Raw genomic sequence first — 14515 nt, forward strand, 5'->3', positions numbered from 1 at the left:
TGCTGCTGGCGATATATTCACGATGCACGGCGAGGCTGAAGCCAGTCTTAAATCACGCCAATGCGCGCGCCATGGCGTGCCGCTGTTGCGTGCACGCATCACTACGCCGGTATCAAGGGTGCTGGCACGGTGTATGCGTGTCGTCGCCGTTCTGCAGGCGCTTGCCGTGCATGTCATCCCACAGCTCGCCGAGCGCCACCAGCAAGCCGCCGCCCACGAAGGGGATTGCCACCAGCCATGGATTGCTGTCGAGCCAGGGCCCCAGCACGATGGCCGAGACCACGGCGATGACGATGGCGCTGCACCAGAAGCGGCGCGGATGCCGCAGGGTCAGCAGGTAGTGAAAGTCGTTCATAAATCCTCCTTGGTGAGCATGCGGAACAGCCGGGCGGCCAGGATGCTGCTGACGGCAATGACGATGCAGCCGTCCAGGAAAAACAGTACCTTGCCAACCAGATGCATGCCTTGTACGAGATAGGCGGGCAGTTCCCGCGCTTCCGCCCACTGTGTCATCCGTGCCAGCACGATGGCGGCGGCAAAGATGACGACGGCCAATGCCAGCACCACCAGCACGTGTTCGAACAGGCGTAGCCGCAGTTTCATGTTGGACTTGGCAAGGTTGGGAAGATTCCCGAGCCTTGAAGTTATCAGTCCATCATGGTGCGGCTTTGCGTTTGCACAAAGTCGTCCCTGATAGTATCAAAGTCGCGTTGCTGCCGGAAAAATGCGGCATCTCAGGCCATGGCTTGCGTGTTGCACCGTTCAAAATACAGCAAATCCGACCAGGCATCCTGGAAGCGCATGGCTTTTTCCGAGCGGCCATACTGGTGAAAGCCGTTACGCTGCATGACGGCGACCGAGCCCAGGTTTTGCGGCCGCGCCGTCGCTTCCAGGCGCCACAGTTCCAGTGGGCCGAAAGCCTCTTTCAGCAGCAGGGCCACCACGCGGGTGGCGTAGCCGCGTCCGCCGAACCGTTCGCCGATGCGGTAACCGAGCGTTGCTTTATTGAAATAGGGGCGGGTAAGGGCCGTCAGGTTGACCCGGCCGATGATTTGCCCGTCCAGTTTTGCCAGGTACTGGTAGGCGCGGTCTTGCTGGCGCTCGCGCTGTGCCTGCTCGATGGCGGCGGCGATGGCTTCCTGGTGATAGTAGGATGGCGCGCGCGCCGTGACCCAGTTTTCAAAATACGCGCGGTTTTCGAGTTCAAAGGCCAGCAAGGCGGGAAGGTCGCTGCTGGCCGGCGGGTGTAGCTGAAGGCGGTCGAGGTCTGGCATGGGAGCGTGTCAAAAAGCGATGCGCCATTATAATCAGCTGGCGCATTTCGCCGCACACCTGCCTGAATTCATCAAGGAGCAGCATGCTGTCCCATATTTGCCTCGGCACCAACGACTTTCCACGCGCCTACGTCTTCTACACGACCCTGCTGGGAGAACTCGGCTTGATCGAGAAATTCCACGACCCGGCCAAACCCTGGGCCGGCTGGATGGCGAACGAGGCGCCGCGCCCCCTGTTGGTGCTGACGGTGCCGCATGACGGCTTGCCGGCCGCGCCCGGCAATGGACAGATGACGGCCTTGCTGGCGGCCAGCCGCGCCCAGGTGAACCGCTGCTACCAGGCCGTGCTGGCGCTGGGCGCCGCGTGCGAAGGGCCGCCAGGACTGCGTCCCGATTACCACGCCCATTACTATGGCGCCTACTTCCGCGACCTCGATGGCAACAAGCTGTGCGTCTGCTGCCACGCCGGGGAATGACTCAGCGCTGGCCCCAGACGGCGTCTTCCGTCCAGCCCAGTTCCGCAAAATCCTGCGCCCGCTCGTCCGCCTCGCCGGCGCAATAGAATTCGTCGAGCTGCGGCGGCGCGATGCGCGTGCCGGCCAGCATGGCGTGTACTTGCCCCCGGTGGTGGATCTGGTGCTGGAACAGATGCGCCAGCATGCGCAGTCGCGTGTCGACTTGCGGCGTGTCGCGCAATATCGTCACGGGCCGCGCCAGGTCCGCATCGCACAGGCTGCGGCAATGGGCGATCAGGCGCAGGTCCGACGCGCGCTGCGCCGCGTGAAGGGCCGCGCAGTCGGTAAATGGCTCGTCCTTTTCAAAGAAGACATAGCAGTCGGCATGCGGCGCTTCGCCGCGCAGCTCGCGTTCGAGCGCATCGAGGTAAAACCAGTCGCATGTGAGGATGTGGTTCAGGGTGGACTGGATGGTGGGGAAAAAGCTGACGCGCGTGGCCTGGAACTCGGCCTGGCTCAGCTGTCCGCAAGCCTTCAGCAGGCGGTGGTTGGCCCAGGCGTTGTTGCAGGCCTGAGCGGTGACGTACTGGGCAAGCATATTGCTCATGATTTACCTTGCAAAGCAGGGAAGCTGCGAGAGCGCCACTGTAGCATTTTGCGGCAGATGAACAACGCCGGTCACGCCCGCCGCACCGGCACGGCTGTCATCAAGTAAAATCGCGGGGCGGATGTCGCGATAGTGATGCAGATAGGACTAGAAGAATAAAATGGGTTGGATAGGAAAATTACTGAACGGCGGCGACGAAAAAAACAAACTTGCGCCCCTCACGGCAGCGGCGGCGCCCGAGATGGCACGGCAGCCGGCCAGCATCACCGAAATCGATGCCACCTACTACCGCTGGCTGGCGGCCGCCGGTTCGGCGCAGGCGACAAAGCAGGCGGAGCAGCAGATTCTGGACGAATTGACGCGCCTGGCCAGTGAGCCGATCGCTGGCGCCGCGCTGATACCGCGCATTCCGGCCATCATTCCGCAGTTGATGCGGACCTTGCAAAATGAAAACATGAGCGCGGCCGAGCTGTCGCGCCAGCTGGCCCAGGACGTGCTGCTGGTGGCCGAAGTCTACCGCGAGGCGAACCGGCCCCGCTACCATTCGCGCTACAACGCCAGCCCGTCGATCAACAACATGGAAGGTGCCATCATGCTGCTCGGGCAAAACGGCATGCGCATGCTGCTGGCCCGCGTCGCCTTCCGCCCCATCGTCAGCATGCAAAGCGGCGGACTGACCATACGCACGGCGCCGCTGATCTGGCGCCAGTCCGAAAAATGCGCGCTGGCGGCCAACCTGGTCGCACCGGCCATGCAGGCCAACGCCTTCGACGCCTATCTGGCGGGACTGATGGCCAATGTGGGCCTGGTGGTGGCGTTCCGCCTGATCGACCAGATGCATGCGCCCGACGCCTTCCCGCAATCGGACGCCTTCATCGCCCAGGTGTTTGCGCAAGCGCGCATCCTGTCGGTCCGGATCGCCGAATTATGGGAGTTTCCCGAGTCGGTGACCCGCGCGATCGCGCAGGCCGGGCAAGCAGATTCCGATCCGCAGGCCCGCGCGCTGGCGCTGGGCGAGCGCTTGAGCAAGCTGCGCATGCTGGTCGATACGGGCCGCTTTCCTGCCGACGATCCCTTCGTCATGACCGGACTGAGCAAGAGTGAGCTGCTGGTGTTCGACAAGCTGGCCGACGAGGACGAAGACGAGGAGGAGTAATAGCCGCAGGCAGCGGATATCACTCAGCGCGCAAAATACAGTTCGTGCAGGTGCTCGAGGTCGACCTCATCGGCTTTTTGCGACAGCGCCACCTTGCCGCTTTGCATCAGGTAGACGTGGTCGGCTACGCCCACCGCCCGCGCCGTATTCTGCTCGACGAGGATGATGGTGCGCTTGCCGTCGTTCAGGCGCGCGAGGATCTCGAACAGCTCGTTGACCACCAGCGGCGCCAGTCCCAGCGAAGGCTCGTCGATGATGAGCAGCGACGGGTCCGACATCAGGCCCCGCGCCATGGCCAGCATCTGCGCTTCGCCGCCCGACAGTGACCCGGCCAGCTGCTTGCGGCGCTCGTGCAGGCGCGGGAACATGGCGTAGGCTTCGGCCAGGCGCGCCGGCATGTGGCTGCGGTGCTCCTTCGGAAACGCGCCCATGATCAGGTTTTCTTCCACGCTCATGTCGCGAAACGTCATGCGCCCCTCGGGTATCATCGTCACTCTTGCATCGCTCATCTTCCACGTCGGCGTGCCGTTGATGGGGGTGCCATCGAGCGCGATGCTGCCCGCACCGACGGGCAGCAGTCCCATGATGGCGCGCAGTAGCGTGGTCTTGCCGGCCCCGTTCGGGCCGATGATGGTGGTCAGCTTGCCCTTCTGGATGGACAGCGACACGTCCCACAGCACATTGATGGCGCCATAGCCGGCGCGCAGGTTTTCTATCTCAAGCATGGGCTGCCCCTGTATAACTTTCGATGACGGCCGGATCGCGGAAGACGGCGTCCGGCGTGCCATCGGCGATCAGTTGGCCAAAATTGAGCACGGCCACGCGCTGGCACAGATTGCTGATGGTTTCAATATCGTGTTCGATCATGACGATGCCCACGCCAAAGGCGGCGTGCAAGTCCTTCAGCATGCCCATGAAGCGGCGCTTGCCATTCGTTTCCAGGCCGGCCAGCACTTCATCGAGCAGCAGCAGCTTCGGGTTCGTCGCCAGTGCCTTGGCCACTTCCAGCGCTTTCAATTCCGTCAGCGCCAGTTCGCTGGCCGCGTCGCGCCCGGCCTTGTCCGCCAGGCTCGTGAAATCGAGGATTTCATCGATCTTGCGCTGGTCTACCTTGCCGGTGCCGAAGCGCTGCGCCACGACGAGGTTTTCGCGCACCGTCAGTTCATGCATCGGTTGCGGAATCTGGAAGGTGCGCCCCAGTCCCAGGCGGGCGCGCTGGTACATGGGCGTGGCCATGATGTCGCGTCCCTCGAAGCGGATGCTGCCGCTGGTGGGGCGCACCAGGCCGGAAATGGCGTTGAACAGGGTGGTCTTGCCGGCGCCGTTCGCGCCCACGAGGCCGATCACGTCGTGGCTGCCCACTTTTAACGTGACGCTGTCGACGGCCGTCAGGCCGCCGAAGCGCACGGACACATTATCGAGTTCAAGCATGTGCTTTCTCCTTCGCGTTGAACAGTTTGCGCAGCAGCGGCAGCAAGCCGTTCGGACTGAAGACGATCATCGCCACCAGCAGCACGCCCAGCACCAGCTGGTGGCCCGTGGGGATCAGCGACTTGAAGATCAGCTGGTCAACCAGGTAGACCACCACGGCGCCCAGCACGGGACCGAGTATCGTGCGGTAGCCGCCGAAGATGGCCGCCACGATCGGCAAGGTCACCCACAGGCTGTTGAAGGCGTAGTCCGGTTCCAGGAAGTTGATGTAATGGGCGTTGAAGGCGCCGAACAGGCCAGCCATGAACGCCGACACGAGCAGCATCGCGCCTTTCAGCAAGGTGCTGTTGACGCCGACGACGCGCGTGGCGTCTTCGCTGTCGTGCATGGCGCGCAGGGCGATGCCGTAATGGCTGGCGCGGATGCGGCTGTAGGCAAATGCGCATGCCACCACCAGGGTCAGCACGACCAGATAGGCACCCGTCTTGCTGGCCAGATCGAAGCCCAAGACGGTGGGCAAGGTAGGAATATTGTTGATGCCGCCGGCGCCGCCCGTCACCGAGCTCCATTCCGTGGCCAGGATGCGGAAGATGTGCGCGTAGGCGAGGATGGCCAGCGCAAAATACGGCCCGCGCAGGCGCAGCACGGGCAGCATGATGACGGCGGCGATGGCCGCCCCCGCGCCGCCCAGCAGCATGGCGGCAAACACGGGCAAGCCCAGTTTCACGGTGGCCAGCGCGGAGACATACGCGCCCACGCCGAAGAAGGCCGCGTGGCCGAAGCTCACCATGCCGCCCAGGTTCCCCAGCAGGGCCCAGGACATGGCCACGCCGCCGATGATCAGGGCCGCCACCACCATGCTCATCACATACTGGTTGGCGCCCAGGGCCAGCGGCACGGCGACGTAGGCGGCCAGCAGCAGGCCCGCCGTGGAGATCAGTGTCGAGCGCTTCATCCGCGCCTCCGTTGTGCGCCGAACAAGCCGTTCGGCATGATGAACAGCACCAGCAGGAACAGCACCATGCCCGACAATTCCTGCAGCGCGGAGCTGGCCAGGGTGACGGTCAGCGCTTCGGCCACGCCCAGCAGCACGGCGGCCAGCAGCACGCCGGGAATCGAGCCGATGCCGGCCAATACCGTGATGATGAAGGCTTTGACCGTCAGTGCGCCGCCGTAGGCGGGCTGGATCACGCCATAGCTGAACAGGGCGACACCGGCAAACGCGGCCAGGATGCCGGCGACCAGAAAGGACACCAGTTCCGTGCGGCCCGGGTCGATGCCCATCAGCTTGGCCGCGTCGCGGTTGCTGGACACGGCGCGCACGGCGCGGCCATACCAGCTGGTGGCCAGCCAGCGCCACAGGGCCGCCATCAGCACCAGGCTGACGCCAAAGAAAATCACTTCGCTGCGCATGCTGAAAAACGGACCGATTTCAAACCCTTCCTGCAGCCAACTCGACGACGTCGAGCGGATGTCCGCCTTCCAGACCAGCAGGATGAAATTGGTGAGGATCACGCCGATACCATAGGTGAGGATCAGCGAATTGATTTCGCGGTCTTTCTTGATGCGGCTGACGATCAGGTAGACGCCCACGGACGTGAGGCTGACGATCACCAGCGCGATGGGAATGGCGAACATGGGCCCCAGGCCCAGGCCGGACTCCACGCTGTAGGCGATGTAGGCGGCCAGCAGCACCAGTTCGCCGTGCGCCAGGTTGATCACTTTCATGGTGCCGAAGACCAGCGCCAGTCCCAGTGCGATCAGGGCGTAGGAGCCGCCCTGCAGCAAGCCCGAATACAGGGCTTGCAAGATTAATTCTGTCATGTCGTCATCCCGTCAGGCCTCCCTGGCGCACCGCGAAGCTGCGCCAGGACTGCCGTTCATCGGTGCGCGCCCGGCAGGCGCGCGCGTGTGCAGCGGGAGGCTGCTGTTACCAGGGCAGGGCGGGATAGGCCAGCTTGCCCGTCGCGTGTTCCTTCGGCCAGACGATCACCACTTTCTTGTCCTGGTGCTGCGCCATGCGGTGCACGAAATTCTGGTTGTCGCCGTTGGCGGCGAACTGCACCCGGCCGATCAGGGTTTCGCGGTCCGTCTTGCGCATTTCCTCGGCCACGCCGCCTTTCTTGAGCGTGCCCTTGTCGGCCGCGCGCGCGATCGCTTCGAACAGCAGCATCGATTGCACATAGCCGAACTGGCCCAGGTAGTCCGGCTCCTTCTTGTACAGCTGCTTGTAGGCGTCGCTGAAGGCCTTGCCGTCGGCCGTCTTGAATTCCGTGGGGAAGGGCAGCAGGGCCGTGCCGAATACGTTCGGCATCAGGTCGGGGAAGTCAGCCGCCATTTTTGGCGTGGCCAGCGACCACACGCCCACCATGGCCTTGATCTTCGGTTTCAGCACGCGGGCGGCGCGGATGATGCCCACGTAGTCGTTTTCGTAGCCGACCATGGCCACGACTTCCGATTTATCCTGCAGCTTGATCTTGTTGATGATGGGTTTGAAGTCGGTGATGGCCGGATCGAACGAGTGCGTCGTCACTTTCACGCCTTTGGCCGTCAGGGCCTTTTCCACGTCTTTCGCCAGGCCCGTGGTGGCATCCTTGGTCGAATACACGATGGAGACGGACTTGGCGCCCACGTCGGCAAGCAATCCCAGCATGGCTTTTTCGTAGCCGGCCGTGTTATTGATGCGGAAAAAATTCTTGCGTCCGCTGCTCACCAGGCTGTCGTCCACACCGCCCGAGGTGATGTAGACGAGGCCCAGTTTATTTGCCGTGTCCGAGGCGGGCGAGATATTGTTCGAACCATAGCCGCCCGTGATGGCTACCACGCCCTGGCTGGCCAGCTTTTCCACGGCGGCGATGGCCTTGGCGGGCGCCGATTCGTCGTCGACGGTGATGATCTTGATGGTGTGCTTGCCGTTGGTCTTGTTGAAGACTTCGGCCGCGACCATGATCCCCTCCTGCATGCCGGCGCCGACCCGCGCCAGGTTGCCCGTCAGCGGGATTTCCGCGCCGACCAGGAATTCGTCGGCGCTGGCCTGCGTCATCCAGGCGCTGGCAACCAGCGCTGCCATGGCGATGCGTGTGTAGGTGCGTTTCATCGTGTCTCCTCCGGTGATGTGGCTTGGTTTTATTGTCGGGTCTGGTACTACATGGTCAACTTATCGTGCATTCTGCGCCATTTGCCGCAGCTGCCCCTTTAAAATCTTGCCCGTGGCGGCGGCCGGCAGCGCTTCCATGACGATGATGGCGGACGGGCATTTGTAGGGCGACAGGGTCTGCGCCAGCCAGGCCTGCAATTGTGCCACGCTGGCGGGCTGGCGCGGATCCAGTTCCACGTAGGCGATGACGTCCTCGTTGCCGTCGTCCAGGGTGCGTCCCACCACGGCCGACTGCACCACGGACGGGTGGGCGTTCAGGGCCGTTTCCACTTCCAGCGGATAGACATTGAAGCCGGAGCGGATGATCAATTCCTTGGTGCGTCCCACGATGAACAGCGCGCCGTCGGGGTCCTGGCGCGCCATGTCGCCCGTGTTCAGCCAGCCGCCGTCGCGCATGGTGGCCGCCGTCATGGCCGGTTCGCGGTAGTAGCCAGCCATGATGTTTGGCCCGCGTATCCACAATTCGCCCGGCTCGCCCGGCGCCACGTCAAGGCCGTCGACGCTCACCACGCGCACTTCCACGCCGGGTATCGGCATGCCGACGGAATCGTCGCGGCGCGGCGTTTCCAGGCGCGTCTGGCTGATGGTGGGCGCGCTTTCCGTCATGCCGTAGCCATTGTGCAGCGCGGTGCCCAGCAGCTTTTCCACCTCGTGCTTGAGCGACGGCGCCAGCGGCGAGCCGCCCGCATACGCAAAGCGCAGCCGCGTGGGCAAAGGAGTTTCCGCGCCGCCCAGGGTTTGCAGCAGCTTGGCGTACATGGCGGGCACGCCCTGCACGATGGTCAGCTCATCGTCCTTCAGCGCCGAGAGCAGGCCGTCGACGGAAAAGCGCGGCACCAGGTACAGCGCGGCGCCCGCATACAGGGTGCCCAGGGCCACCGAGGCCAGGCCATATACGTGCGAAATCGGCAGCACGCCGTAGGCGCGGTCGGTGCGCGTCAATCCCCGCAAGGTGCTGGAGACGGCGGCGATGAACAGCAGGTTGCGGTGCGTGAGCATCACGCCTTTCGACTGTCCCGTCGTGCCCGTCGTGTAGATCAGCGCGGCCACCTGTTCATTGCCGGGGACCGTGTCTTCCGCGATGGCTGCCGCGTTCAATTCACCTGCCAGCAGCTCGCCCATGCCATCGACGGTGAAGGCGCTGGCGCCGCGCCGTGCGGCATGCGCGGCCGCTTCCGGCGAGGCGCCGGCCAGGAACAGCACGCGCCGCGCGGAACTGTGCGTGGCGATGGTGTCGATCTCGCGCGCCGACAGCCGTGCATTGACGTTGACGATCCACGCATCGATGCTGGCAGCCGCGAAAATCAGCGCCACCTGCAGCGCGCCGTTTTCGCCCACCACCATCAGGCGGTCGCCTGCGCGCACGTCCAGCTGGCGCAGCAGCTGCGCTGCGTTTTCCACACCGTGCTGCAACTGGGTATAGGTCCAGTGGCGGCCACCTTCATGCAGCGCCGGCGCATCGGGCGCGCGCGCGGCCCAGTAGGCGGGGATGGCCGACAGGCGCGCCGGCAAGCCGGCCAGCAGGGAAGGGATGTCCATGGCTGCCTCCTTCACTTTTGCGCTGCCTTGATCATGTTGCGCGCGATGACGATCTGCTGGATCTGCGTCGTGCCCTCATAAATGCGGAACAGGCGAACGTCGCGGTAGAAGCGTTCGGCCGCGTATTCGCTGATGTAGCCGGCGCCGCCGTGGATCTGCACGGAGCGGTCAGCGACCCTGCCGCACATTTCGGAGGCGAACAGCTTGCAGCACGACGCTTCCGTCGAAATGTCTTCCTTGTTGTCGCGCCGGCGCGCCGCGTCGAGCACCATGCTGCGCGCCGCATAAATCTCCGCCTTGCTGTCGGCCAGCATGGCCTGGATCAGCTGGAATTCGGCAATCGGCTGGCCGAACTGCTGGCGCTCCATGGCGTAGGCCAGCGCGTCGGCCAGCATGCGTTCGGCCGCGCCCACGCAGACGGCGGCGATGTGCAGCCGGCCCTTGTCGAGCACCTTCATGGCGGTTTTAAACCCCACGCCTTCCTTGCCGCCGATGATGTTCGCGGCCGGTACGCGGCAATTTTCAAAGATCACGTCACAGGTATGCGCGCCTTGCTGGCCCATTTTCTTGTCGATCTTGCCGAGTGAAAGGCCCGGCGTATCCTTTTCCACGATGAAGGCGGAAATGGCCGAGGCGCCCCGCTTGACGGGATCCGTGCGGGCCATGACGGTAAAGATGCTCGCTTCGGGCGCGTTGGTGATGTAGCGCTTGCTGCCGTTGAGGATATAGAAGTCGCCGTCGCGCACGGCCGTCGTGCGCAGCGAGGCCGCATCGGAACCGGATCCCGCTTCCGTCAGGGCGAAGGAGCCGATGATGTCGCCGGCCGCCAGCTTGGGCAGGTAGTATTGTTTTTGCGCTTCCGTGCCGTCGATGACGATGCCTTGCGAGCCGATGCCGTTGTTGGTGCCGATCAGCGAACGGAAGGCGGGCGAGGTGCGGGCAATTTCAAAGGCGACCCGCACTTCCTCTTCCATGCTCAGTTCCAGGCCGCCGTAGGCTTCGGGAATGGACAGGCCGAACAGGCCCAGTTCGCGCATCTGCGCCACGATGGCGGGCGGGATCGTATCCGTTTCCGCCACCAGCGCCTCGTTCGGCACCAGCACTTCGCGCACGAAACGGGCGATGCTGTCGAGCAGGATGTTCAGGGTTTCTTCGTCGCGTATCATCAGGGTCCTCGTAGGCGATGTTGAGAGGGGGCGCGCAGTCTAACCGCGGCCCAGGTTTTTTTCCACTGTCTTGACGAGGGCGACCAGGCGCGGCCCCAGGTCCGATTCGAGCTTTTCACGCGACAGCAAAAAGGCGGGGCCGCCGCAATTGAAGGCCATCACCTGTTCGCCGTCCGCTCCCAGCATGGGCACGCCCACGGCATGCACGTCGTTCTGCCACTCGCCGGCCGAAATGCAAAAGCCCCGGTCCTGATAATCCTTGAAACCTTGTTCGATACCGGCCTTGATGCGCGGCCAGCGTTCCGTCTCATGCACCCTGGCGTGGTCCATCAGGTAGTCGCGTTCGGCCTGCGGCAGGATGCACAGCAGGGCCTTGCCCATGGCCGTCGTCATCAAGGGGATGCGCGAGCCGACATCGAGGCGCAGGGTGACGTTGGCGCTGCTGCGGCACGTCTCCACGTACACCATGCTGAGGCGGTCGCGCGTGCCCAGCGACACGGACGCTTGCGCATGTTCGGCCAGTTCCTCCATCAACGGGCGCGCCATCTTGCGCACGTCGAGGTTCGACAGCATGCGGTAACCGAGGGCCAGCACGCCGGCACCCAGCTGGTACTTGCCCAGGCTGTCCGAGTAGTTCAGGTAACCGAGTTTGGTGAGCGTGTAGGTAAGGCGTGAAATCGTCGGTTTCGGGATGCCCGTGCGCTTGGCCATGTCCGCATTCGACAGATAGACTTCGCCGGGACGGAAGCAGCGCAGCACTTCCAGCCCGCGCGCCAGCGCGTTGACGAACTGGCGGTCCTTGCCCTCCTCGTCATCGCCAAAGACGATGAGTTCCGGATCTGCCGCGGTCTGAATATTTGTCATATTTGCATTCATTTTCAGGCTCCCTGGAAACCAGTTTGCCTAGCCAAAGGGGACGTGTCAACCGTTTTGTGAAACATTCGTTCGCACAGCGAAATGGTGCAGTGCATGAAATTGTGCATGAATTTTTCCCAGAAAATTGACCTGCGCAGCGGTTTGTGGCCTTGTCGCTTGAGCATCGTTATATACGTCTGTATATTGCGCTGTTGGATGGCGGCCGCTGCACGAGTGGCCGATTTTTGTATTTTTTTGCATATCGCTATATAAGGCGATATATAACGAAACAGAAAGATTAACGACGATGTTGAAACAGGTAATGGCGGGCGCCGTGATGCTGGCGCTGGCGCAGCAGGCCGCCGGCAAGGAAGACGCGGATGCGGCGGCGCCGTTCGTGCTGGGCACGGTAACGGTGGTCGGCCAGCGCGAGCAAACGGGCCGGATGGAACAGCAGGTGGGGACGCAAGTGAGCCGCGCCCAGATGCGCCGCTTTAACCGCGACAACGTGGGCGACGCCTTGAATTTGCTGTCGGGCGTATCGCTGTCGACGAATGCGCGCAATGAAAAAACCATCGCCATCCGCGGCTTTGATGCGCGCCAGGTGCCGCTGTACATCGACGGCATTCCCGTCTACGTGCCGTATGACGGCTACGTCGATTTCAACCGCTTCACCACAAGCGACCTGGCCGCCATCCAGGTGGCAAAAGGGTTCAGCTCCGTGGCGTACGGCGCCAACACCCTGGGCGGCGCCATCAACCTGGTGTCGCGCAAGCCGACGGCGTTGATGGAAGGCGATGTGTCCGTGGGTTTCGGCTCGGGCAGCGAACGCCAGGTGTCGGCCAACGTGGGCACGAACCAGGGCCTGTGGTATCTGCAGGCGGGCGTGTCGTATATCGACAGCGACGGCTTTCCGATGTCGTCCGATTTCCGCCCCACGGCCACGGAAGACGGCGGCATGCGCAACAACGCTTACGGCAAGGATCACAAGCTGTCGTTCAAGGTGGGCTACACGCCCACGGGCGGTGATGAGTATGCCCTCAGCTACTACAAGCAGCATGGCGAAAAAGGCCAGCCGCCATCGACGAATCCCGTCGGCGCGCGCTACTGGCAATGGCCGTACTGGAACAAGGAAAGCGTGTATTTCGTCTCGCAGACGCGCTTGGGCGACGTGGAACGCCTGAAACTGCGCCTGTACCACGACAGCTACGACAATGAAATCACCTCGTTCACCAATGGCAGCTACAGCACCCTCAAGAGCAGCGGCCAGGGCAGCGTCAGCGGTGGGCGCAGCATCTATAACGACCGCACGAATGGCGGCGCGGTGGAACTCGAATCGTTCCGCCTGGCCGCGCACAGCCTGCGTTTTGTGGCCAGCTACAAGGCCGATGAACACCAGGAACGCGATGGCAAAGGCGTGCGCACCACCTGGTACAAGGATGCCTTGTGGACCCTGGGCGCGGAAGACAGCATCGCCCTGAACGGCGCGACGGAACTGTCGCTGGGCGTGTCGCGCAATGCACTGCGCCCCGACACCGTCTACAGCGCCGGCAACGCCTATACCTTGCCGGAGAATCAGTCGGCTACCGACCTGCAGGCGGGCCTGTTCCATCAATTGCATCCCGAGGCGAAGGTATATGCCACCGTGGCGCGCAAGTCGCGTCTGCCGACCCTGAAGGATCGCTACTCGCAGCGCCTGGGCACGTATATCGAAAATCCGGCCTTGCGTGCGGAACAGGCGATCAACTATGAGCTGGGATATCAAGGAAACGCGCAGGGCGCCAGCCTGGAAGCGGCGCTGTTCTACAGCGACGTGAAGGACAAGATCCAGAGCGTGGCGAATGTCGTGGGCGTGCGTGCGCAGATGCGCAACGCGGGCAGGGCGCACATCAGCGGCGTGGAACTGGGCTTGCGCGGGCGCGCCGGTGCCTGGCTGGACTGGGGCGGCAACTACACCTACACGGACATGCAGAACGTCAGCGACCGCGCCATGCGCCTGACGGATGTGCCGCGCCACAAGCTGACGGCGCACGCCGTGCTGCACGCTTCGCGCCAGATCGACGTGGTGGCCATTGCGGAATCGAACAGCGGGCGCTGGGTGTCGAACACCCTGGAACTCGGTGGTTTTGCGACGCTGAACCTGAAGGCCGTGGTCCGGCCCTTGCCAGCCTTGACCCTGGAAGCGGGCGTGAGCAACCTGGCTGACCGCAATTACGCGCTGGCCGACGGTTTCCCCAGCGCGGGCCGCACGTGGCTGGCCAATGCGCAATACCAGTTCTGATTTTTTGATCGTTCCATGAAAGGACACAGCATGTTGAAGAAAATATTCGCCGGTTTTGCTTCGGCCTCGTTGCTGGCGGCGGCGCCCGCGTGGGCCGACCCGGCGCCGGCGCGCGACAACATGAGCCACGCGCTGACCGTCACGGGCATGGTGGAAACGCCCTTGATCCTGAAGGTGGCCGACCTGCGCCAGCTGCCGCCGGCCAATGGCGGGGACATCGCCGTCACGCGCCACAATGGCGACAAGGCCGAGACCATCACCAGTTACAAAGGCGTGCGCCTGCGCGACATTCTCGACAAGGCGGTGCTCGATGCACCGGGCCACAACGACGTCAAGAAGCTCGCCATCATCGCCACGGCCACCGATGGCTACGCGGTGGTGTTTTCCTGGGGCGAGCTGTATAACTCTACGGCCGGCGAAGGCATCATCGTCTACTACGAAAAAAACGGCAAGGCGCTCGACGAGAACGATGGCGAGATCGCGCTGATCTCGGCCAAGGATATTCGCACGGGGCCGCGCCACGTGAAGTGGCTGAACGGTATCGAGGTGCGCAAGCTGGTGGAATAAGGAAGTGACAAGATCGGCCGCCGTGGA

16 protein-coding genes are annotated in these 14515 nt (G+C 63.5%); 4 read left to right on the forward strand and 12 right to left on the reverse strand.

Features of this window, described 5'->3' with window-relative positions; genetic code table 11:
- Positions 1-112 precede the first annotated feature (112 nt).
- The 3 genes from HWE17_RS07160 to HWE17_RS07170 form a co-directional block, all read right to left on the reverse strand.
- Positions 113-355 (reverse strand): hypothetical protein, encoded by a 243-nt coding sequence (locus HWE17_RS07160; protein ID WP_099402419.1) that lies wholly within the window; start codon positions 353-355, stop codon positions 113-115.
- Positions 352-603, reverse strand: coding sequence for a hypothetical protein (locus tag HWE17_RS07165; RefSeq protein WP_035817681.1), 252 nt, complete (start codon positions 601-603; stop codon positions 352-354). Before HWE17_RS07165 ends, HWE17_RS07160 begins: the two co-directional genes overlap by 4 nt.
- A 131-nt stretch (positions 604-734) precedes the next feature.
- Positions 735-1274, reverse strand: a complete 540-nt coding sequence (locus HWE17_RS07170) for a GNAT family N-acetyltransferase (protein WP_176388295.1) — start codon at positions 1272-1274, stop codon at positions 735-737.
- A gap of 83 nt (positions 1275-1357) precedes the next feature.
- Here HWE17_RS07170 and HWE17_RS07175 point away from each other — a divergent pair, with 83 nt between their 5' ends.
- Positions 1358-1750: a VOC family protein gene (locus HWE17_RS07175; RefSeq protein ID WP_035817684.1), complete on the forward strand. Its 393-nt coding sequence runs from the start codon at positions 1358-1360 to the stop codon at positions 1748-1750.
- A gap of 1 nt (position 1751) precedes the next feature.
- On the opposite strand, the gene HWE17_RS07180 is transcribed toward HWE17_RS07175, so the two are convergent.
- Positions 1752-2336, reverse strand: a complete 585-nt coding sequence (locus HWE17_RS07180; RefSeq protein WP_035817686.1) for a DinB family protein — start codon at positions 2334-2336, stop codon at positions 1752-1754.
- Positions 2337-2496: 160 nt separating this feature from the next.
- On the opposite strand from HWE17_RS07180, the gene HWE17_RS07185 reads away from it, so the two are divergent.
- Complete coding sequence (locus HWE17_RS07185; protein ID WP_176388296.1) at positions 2497-3492, forward strand: HDOD domain-containing protein; 996 nt, start codon at positions 2497-2499, stop codon at positions 3490-3492.
- A gap of 23 nt (positions 3493-3515) precedes the next feature.
- Here HWE17_RS07185 and HWE17_RS07190 read toward each other — a convergent pair whose 3' ends face one another.
- The 8 genes from HWE17_RS07190 to HWE17_RS07225 all read right to left on the reverse strand — a co-directional run bounded on the left by HWE17_RS07190 (position 3516) and on the right by HWE17_RS07225 (position 11649).
- Positions 3516-4217 carry an ABC transporter ATP-binding protein gene (locus HWE17_RS07190; protein ID WP_176388297.1) on the reverse strand — a complete coding sequence of 234 codons (702 nt, stop codon included), beginning with the start codon at positions 4215-4217 and terminating at the stop codon, positions 3516-3518.
- Positions 4210-4923, reverse strand: a complete 714-nt coding sequence (locus tag HWE17_RS07195; protein ID WP_176388298.1) for an ABC transporter ATP-binding protein — start codon at positions 4921-4923, stop codon at positions 4210-4212. The genes HWE17_RS07190 and HWE17_RS07195 overlap by 8 nt, the downstream gene beginning before the upstream one ends.
- Positions 4916-5878: a branched-chain amino acid ABC transporter permease gene (locus HWE17_RS07200; protein WP_176388299.1), complete on the reverse strand. Its 963-nt coding sequence runs from the start codon at positions 5876-5878 to the stop codon at positions 4916-4918. Before HWE17_RS07200 ends, HWE17_RS07195 begins: the two co-directional genes overlap by 8 nt.
- Positions 5875-6747 carry a branched-chain amino acid ABC transporter permease gene (locus tag HWE17_RS07205; RefSeq protein ID WP_099402412.1) on the reverse strand — a complete coding sequence of 291 codons (873 nt, stop codon included), beginning with the start codon at positions 6745-6747 and terminating at the stop codon, positions 5875-5877. The genes HWE17_RS07200 and HWE17_RS07205 overlap by 4 nt, the downstream gene beginning before the upstream one ends.
- A 106-nt stretch (positions 6748-6853) precedes the next feature.
- The gene (locus HWE17_RS07210) at positions 6854-8020 is read right to left on the reverse strand and encodes an ABC transporter substrate-binding protein (protein ID WP_176388300.1); all 1167 of its coding nucleotides are present in this window, start codon (positions 8018-8020) and stop codon (positions 6854-6856) included.
- A gap of 60 nt (positions 8021-8080) precedes the next feature.
- On the reverse strand, positions 8081-9619 hold the full coding sequence (locus HWE17_RS07215) for a class I adenylate-forming enzyme family protein (protein ID WP_176388301.1): 1539 nt from the start codon (positions 9617-9619) through the stop codon (positions 8081-8083).
- 11 nt (positions 9620-9630) lie between these two features.
- Positions 9631-10785 (reverse strand): acyl-CoA dehydrogenase family protein, encoded by a 1155-nt coding sequence (locus HWE17_RS07220; RefSeq protein WP_176388302.1) that lies wholly within the window; start codon positions 10783-10785, stop codon positions 9631-9633.
- Between the two features lie 39 nt (positions 10786-10824).
- Entirely contained in the window at positions 10825-11649 is an 825-nt protein-coding gene (locus HWE17_RS07225; RefSeq protein ID WP_035817702.1) for an IclR family transcriptional regulator, read from the reverse strand.
- 298 nt (positions 11650-11947) lie between these two features.
- Here HWE17_RS07225 and HWE17_RS07230 point away from each other — a divergent pair, with 298 nt between their 5' ends.
- Positions 11948-13921, forward strand: coding sequence for a TonB-dependent siderophore receptor (locus HWE17_RS07230; RefSeq protein ID WP_176388303.1), 1974 nt, complete (start codon positions 11948-11950; stop codon positions 13919-13921).
- A gap of 30 nt (positions 13922-13951) precedes the next feature.
- Positions 13952-14488 carry a molybdopterin-dependent oxidoreductase gene (locus tag HWE17_RS07235; RefSeq protein WP_176388304.1) on the forward strand — a complete coding sequence of 179 codons (537 nt, stop codon included), beginning with the start codon at positions 13952-13954 and terminating at the stop codon, positions 14486-14488.
- Positions 14489-14515 lie beyond the last annotated feature (27 nt).

This window comes from Janthinobacterium sp. BJB401, assembly GCF_013372745.1.
In the GTDB taxonomy this organism is placed as follows: Bacteria; Pseudomonadota; Gammaproteobacteria; order Burkholderiales; family Burkholderiaceae_D; genus Janthinobacterium; species Janthinobacterium rivuli.

Bases quoted from the DNA above. Each gene is read 5' to 3' on its own strand.
- HWE17_RS07220 (WP_176388302.1), bottom strand. From the start codon at position 10,785: ATGATACGCGACGAAGAAACCCTGAACATCCTGCTCGACAGCATCGCC.
- HWE17_RS07195 (WP_176388298.1), bottom strand. From the start codon at position 4,923: ATGCTTGAACTCGATAATGTGTCCGTGCGCTTCGGCGGCCTGACGGCC.
- HWE17_RS07205 (WP_099402412.1), bottom strand. From the start codon at position 6,747: ATGACAGAATTAATCTTGCAAGCCCTGTATTCGGGCTTGCTGCAGGGC.
- HWE17_RS07200 (WP_176388299.1), bottom strand. From the start codon at position 5,878: ATGAAGCGCTCGACACTGATCTCCACGGCGGGCCTGCTGCTGGCCGCC.
- HWE17_RS07170 (WP_176388295.1), bottom strand. From the start codon at position 1,274: ATGCCAGACCTCGACCGCCTTCAGCTACACCCGCCGGCCAGCAGCGAC.
- HWE17_RS07235 (WP_176388304.1), top strand. From the start codon at position 13,952: ATGTTGAAGAAAATATTCGCCGGTTTTGCTTCGGCCTCGTTGCTGGCG.
- HWE17_RS07175 (WP_035817684.1), top strand. From the start codon at position 1,358: ATGCTGTCCCATATTTGCCTCGGCACCAACGACTTTCCACGCGCCTAC.
- HWE17_RS07230 (WP_176388303.1), top strand. From the start codon at position 11,948: ATGTTGAAACAGGTAATGGCGGGCGCCGTGATGCTGGCGCTGGCGCAG.
- HWE17_RS07215 (WP_176388301.1), bottom strand. From the start codon at position 9,619: ATGGACATCCCTTCCCTGCTGGCCGGCTTGCCGGCGCGCCTGTCGGCC.
- HWE17_RS07185 (WP_176388296.1), top strand. From the start codon at position 2,497: ATGGGTTGGATAGGAAAATTACTGAACGGCGGCGACGAAAAAAACAAA.
- HWE17_RS07165 (WP_035817681.1), bottom strand. From the start codon at position 603: ATGAAACTGCGGCTACGCCTGTTCGAACACGTGCTGGTGGTGCTGGCA.
- HWE17_RS07210 (WP_176388300.1), bottom strand. From the start codon at position 8,020: ATGAAACGCACCTACACACGCATCGCCATGGCAGCGCTGGTTGCCAGC.
- HWE17_RS07225 (WP_035817702.1), bottom strand. From the start codon at position 11,649: ATGACAAATATTCAGACCGCGGCAGATCCGGAACTCATCGTCTTTGGC.
- HWE17_RS07180 (WP_035817686.1), bottom strand. From the start codon at position 2,336: ATGAGCAATATGCTTGCCCAGTACGTCACCGCTCAGGCCTGCAACAAC.
- HWE17_RS07160 (WP_099402419.1), bottom strand. From the start codon at position 355: ATGAACGACTTTCACTACCTGCTGACCCTGCGGCATCCGCGCCGCTTC.
- HWE17_RS07190 (WP_176388297.1), bottom strand. From the start codon at position 4,217: ATGCTTGAGATAGAAAACCTGCGCGCCGGCTATGGCGCCATCAATGTG.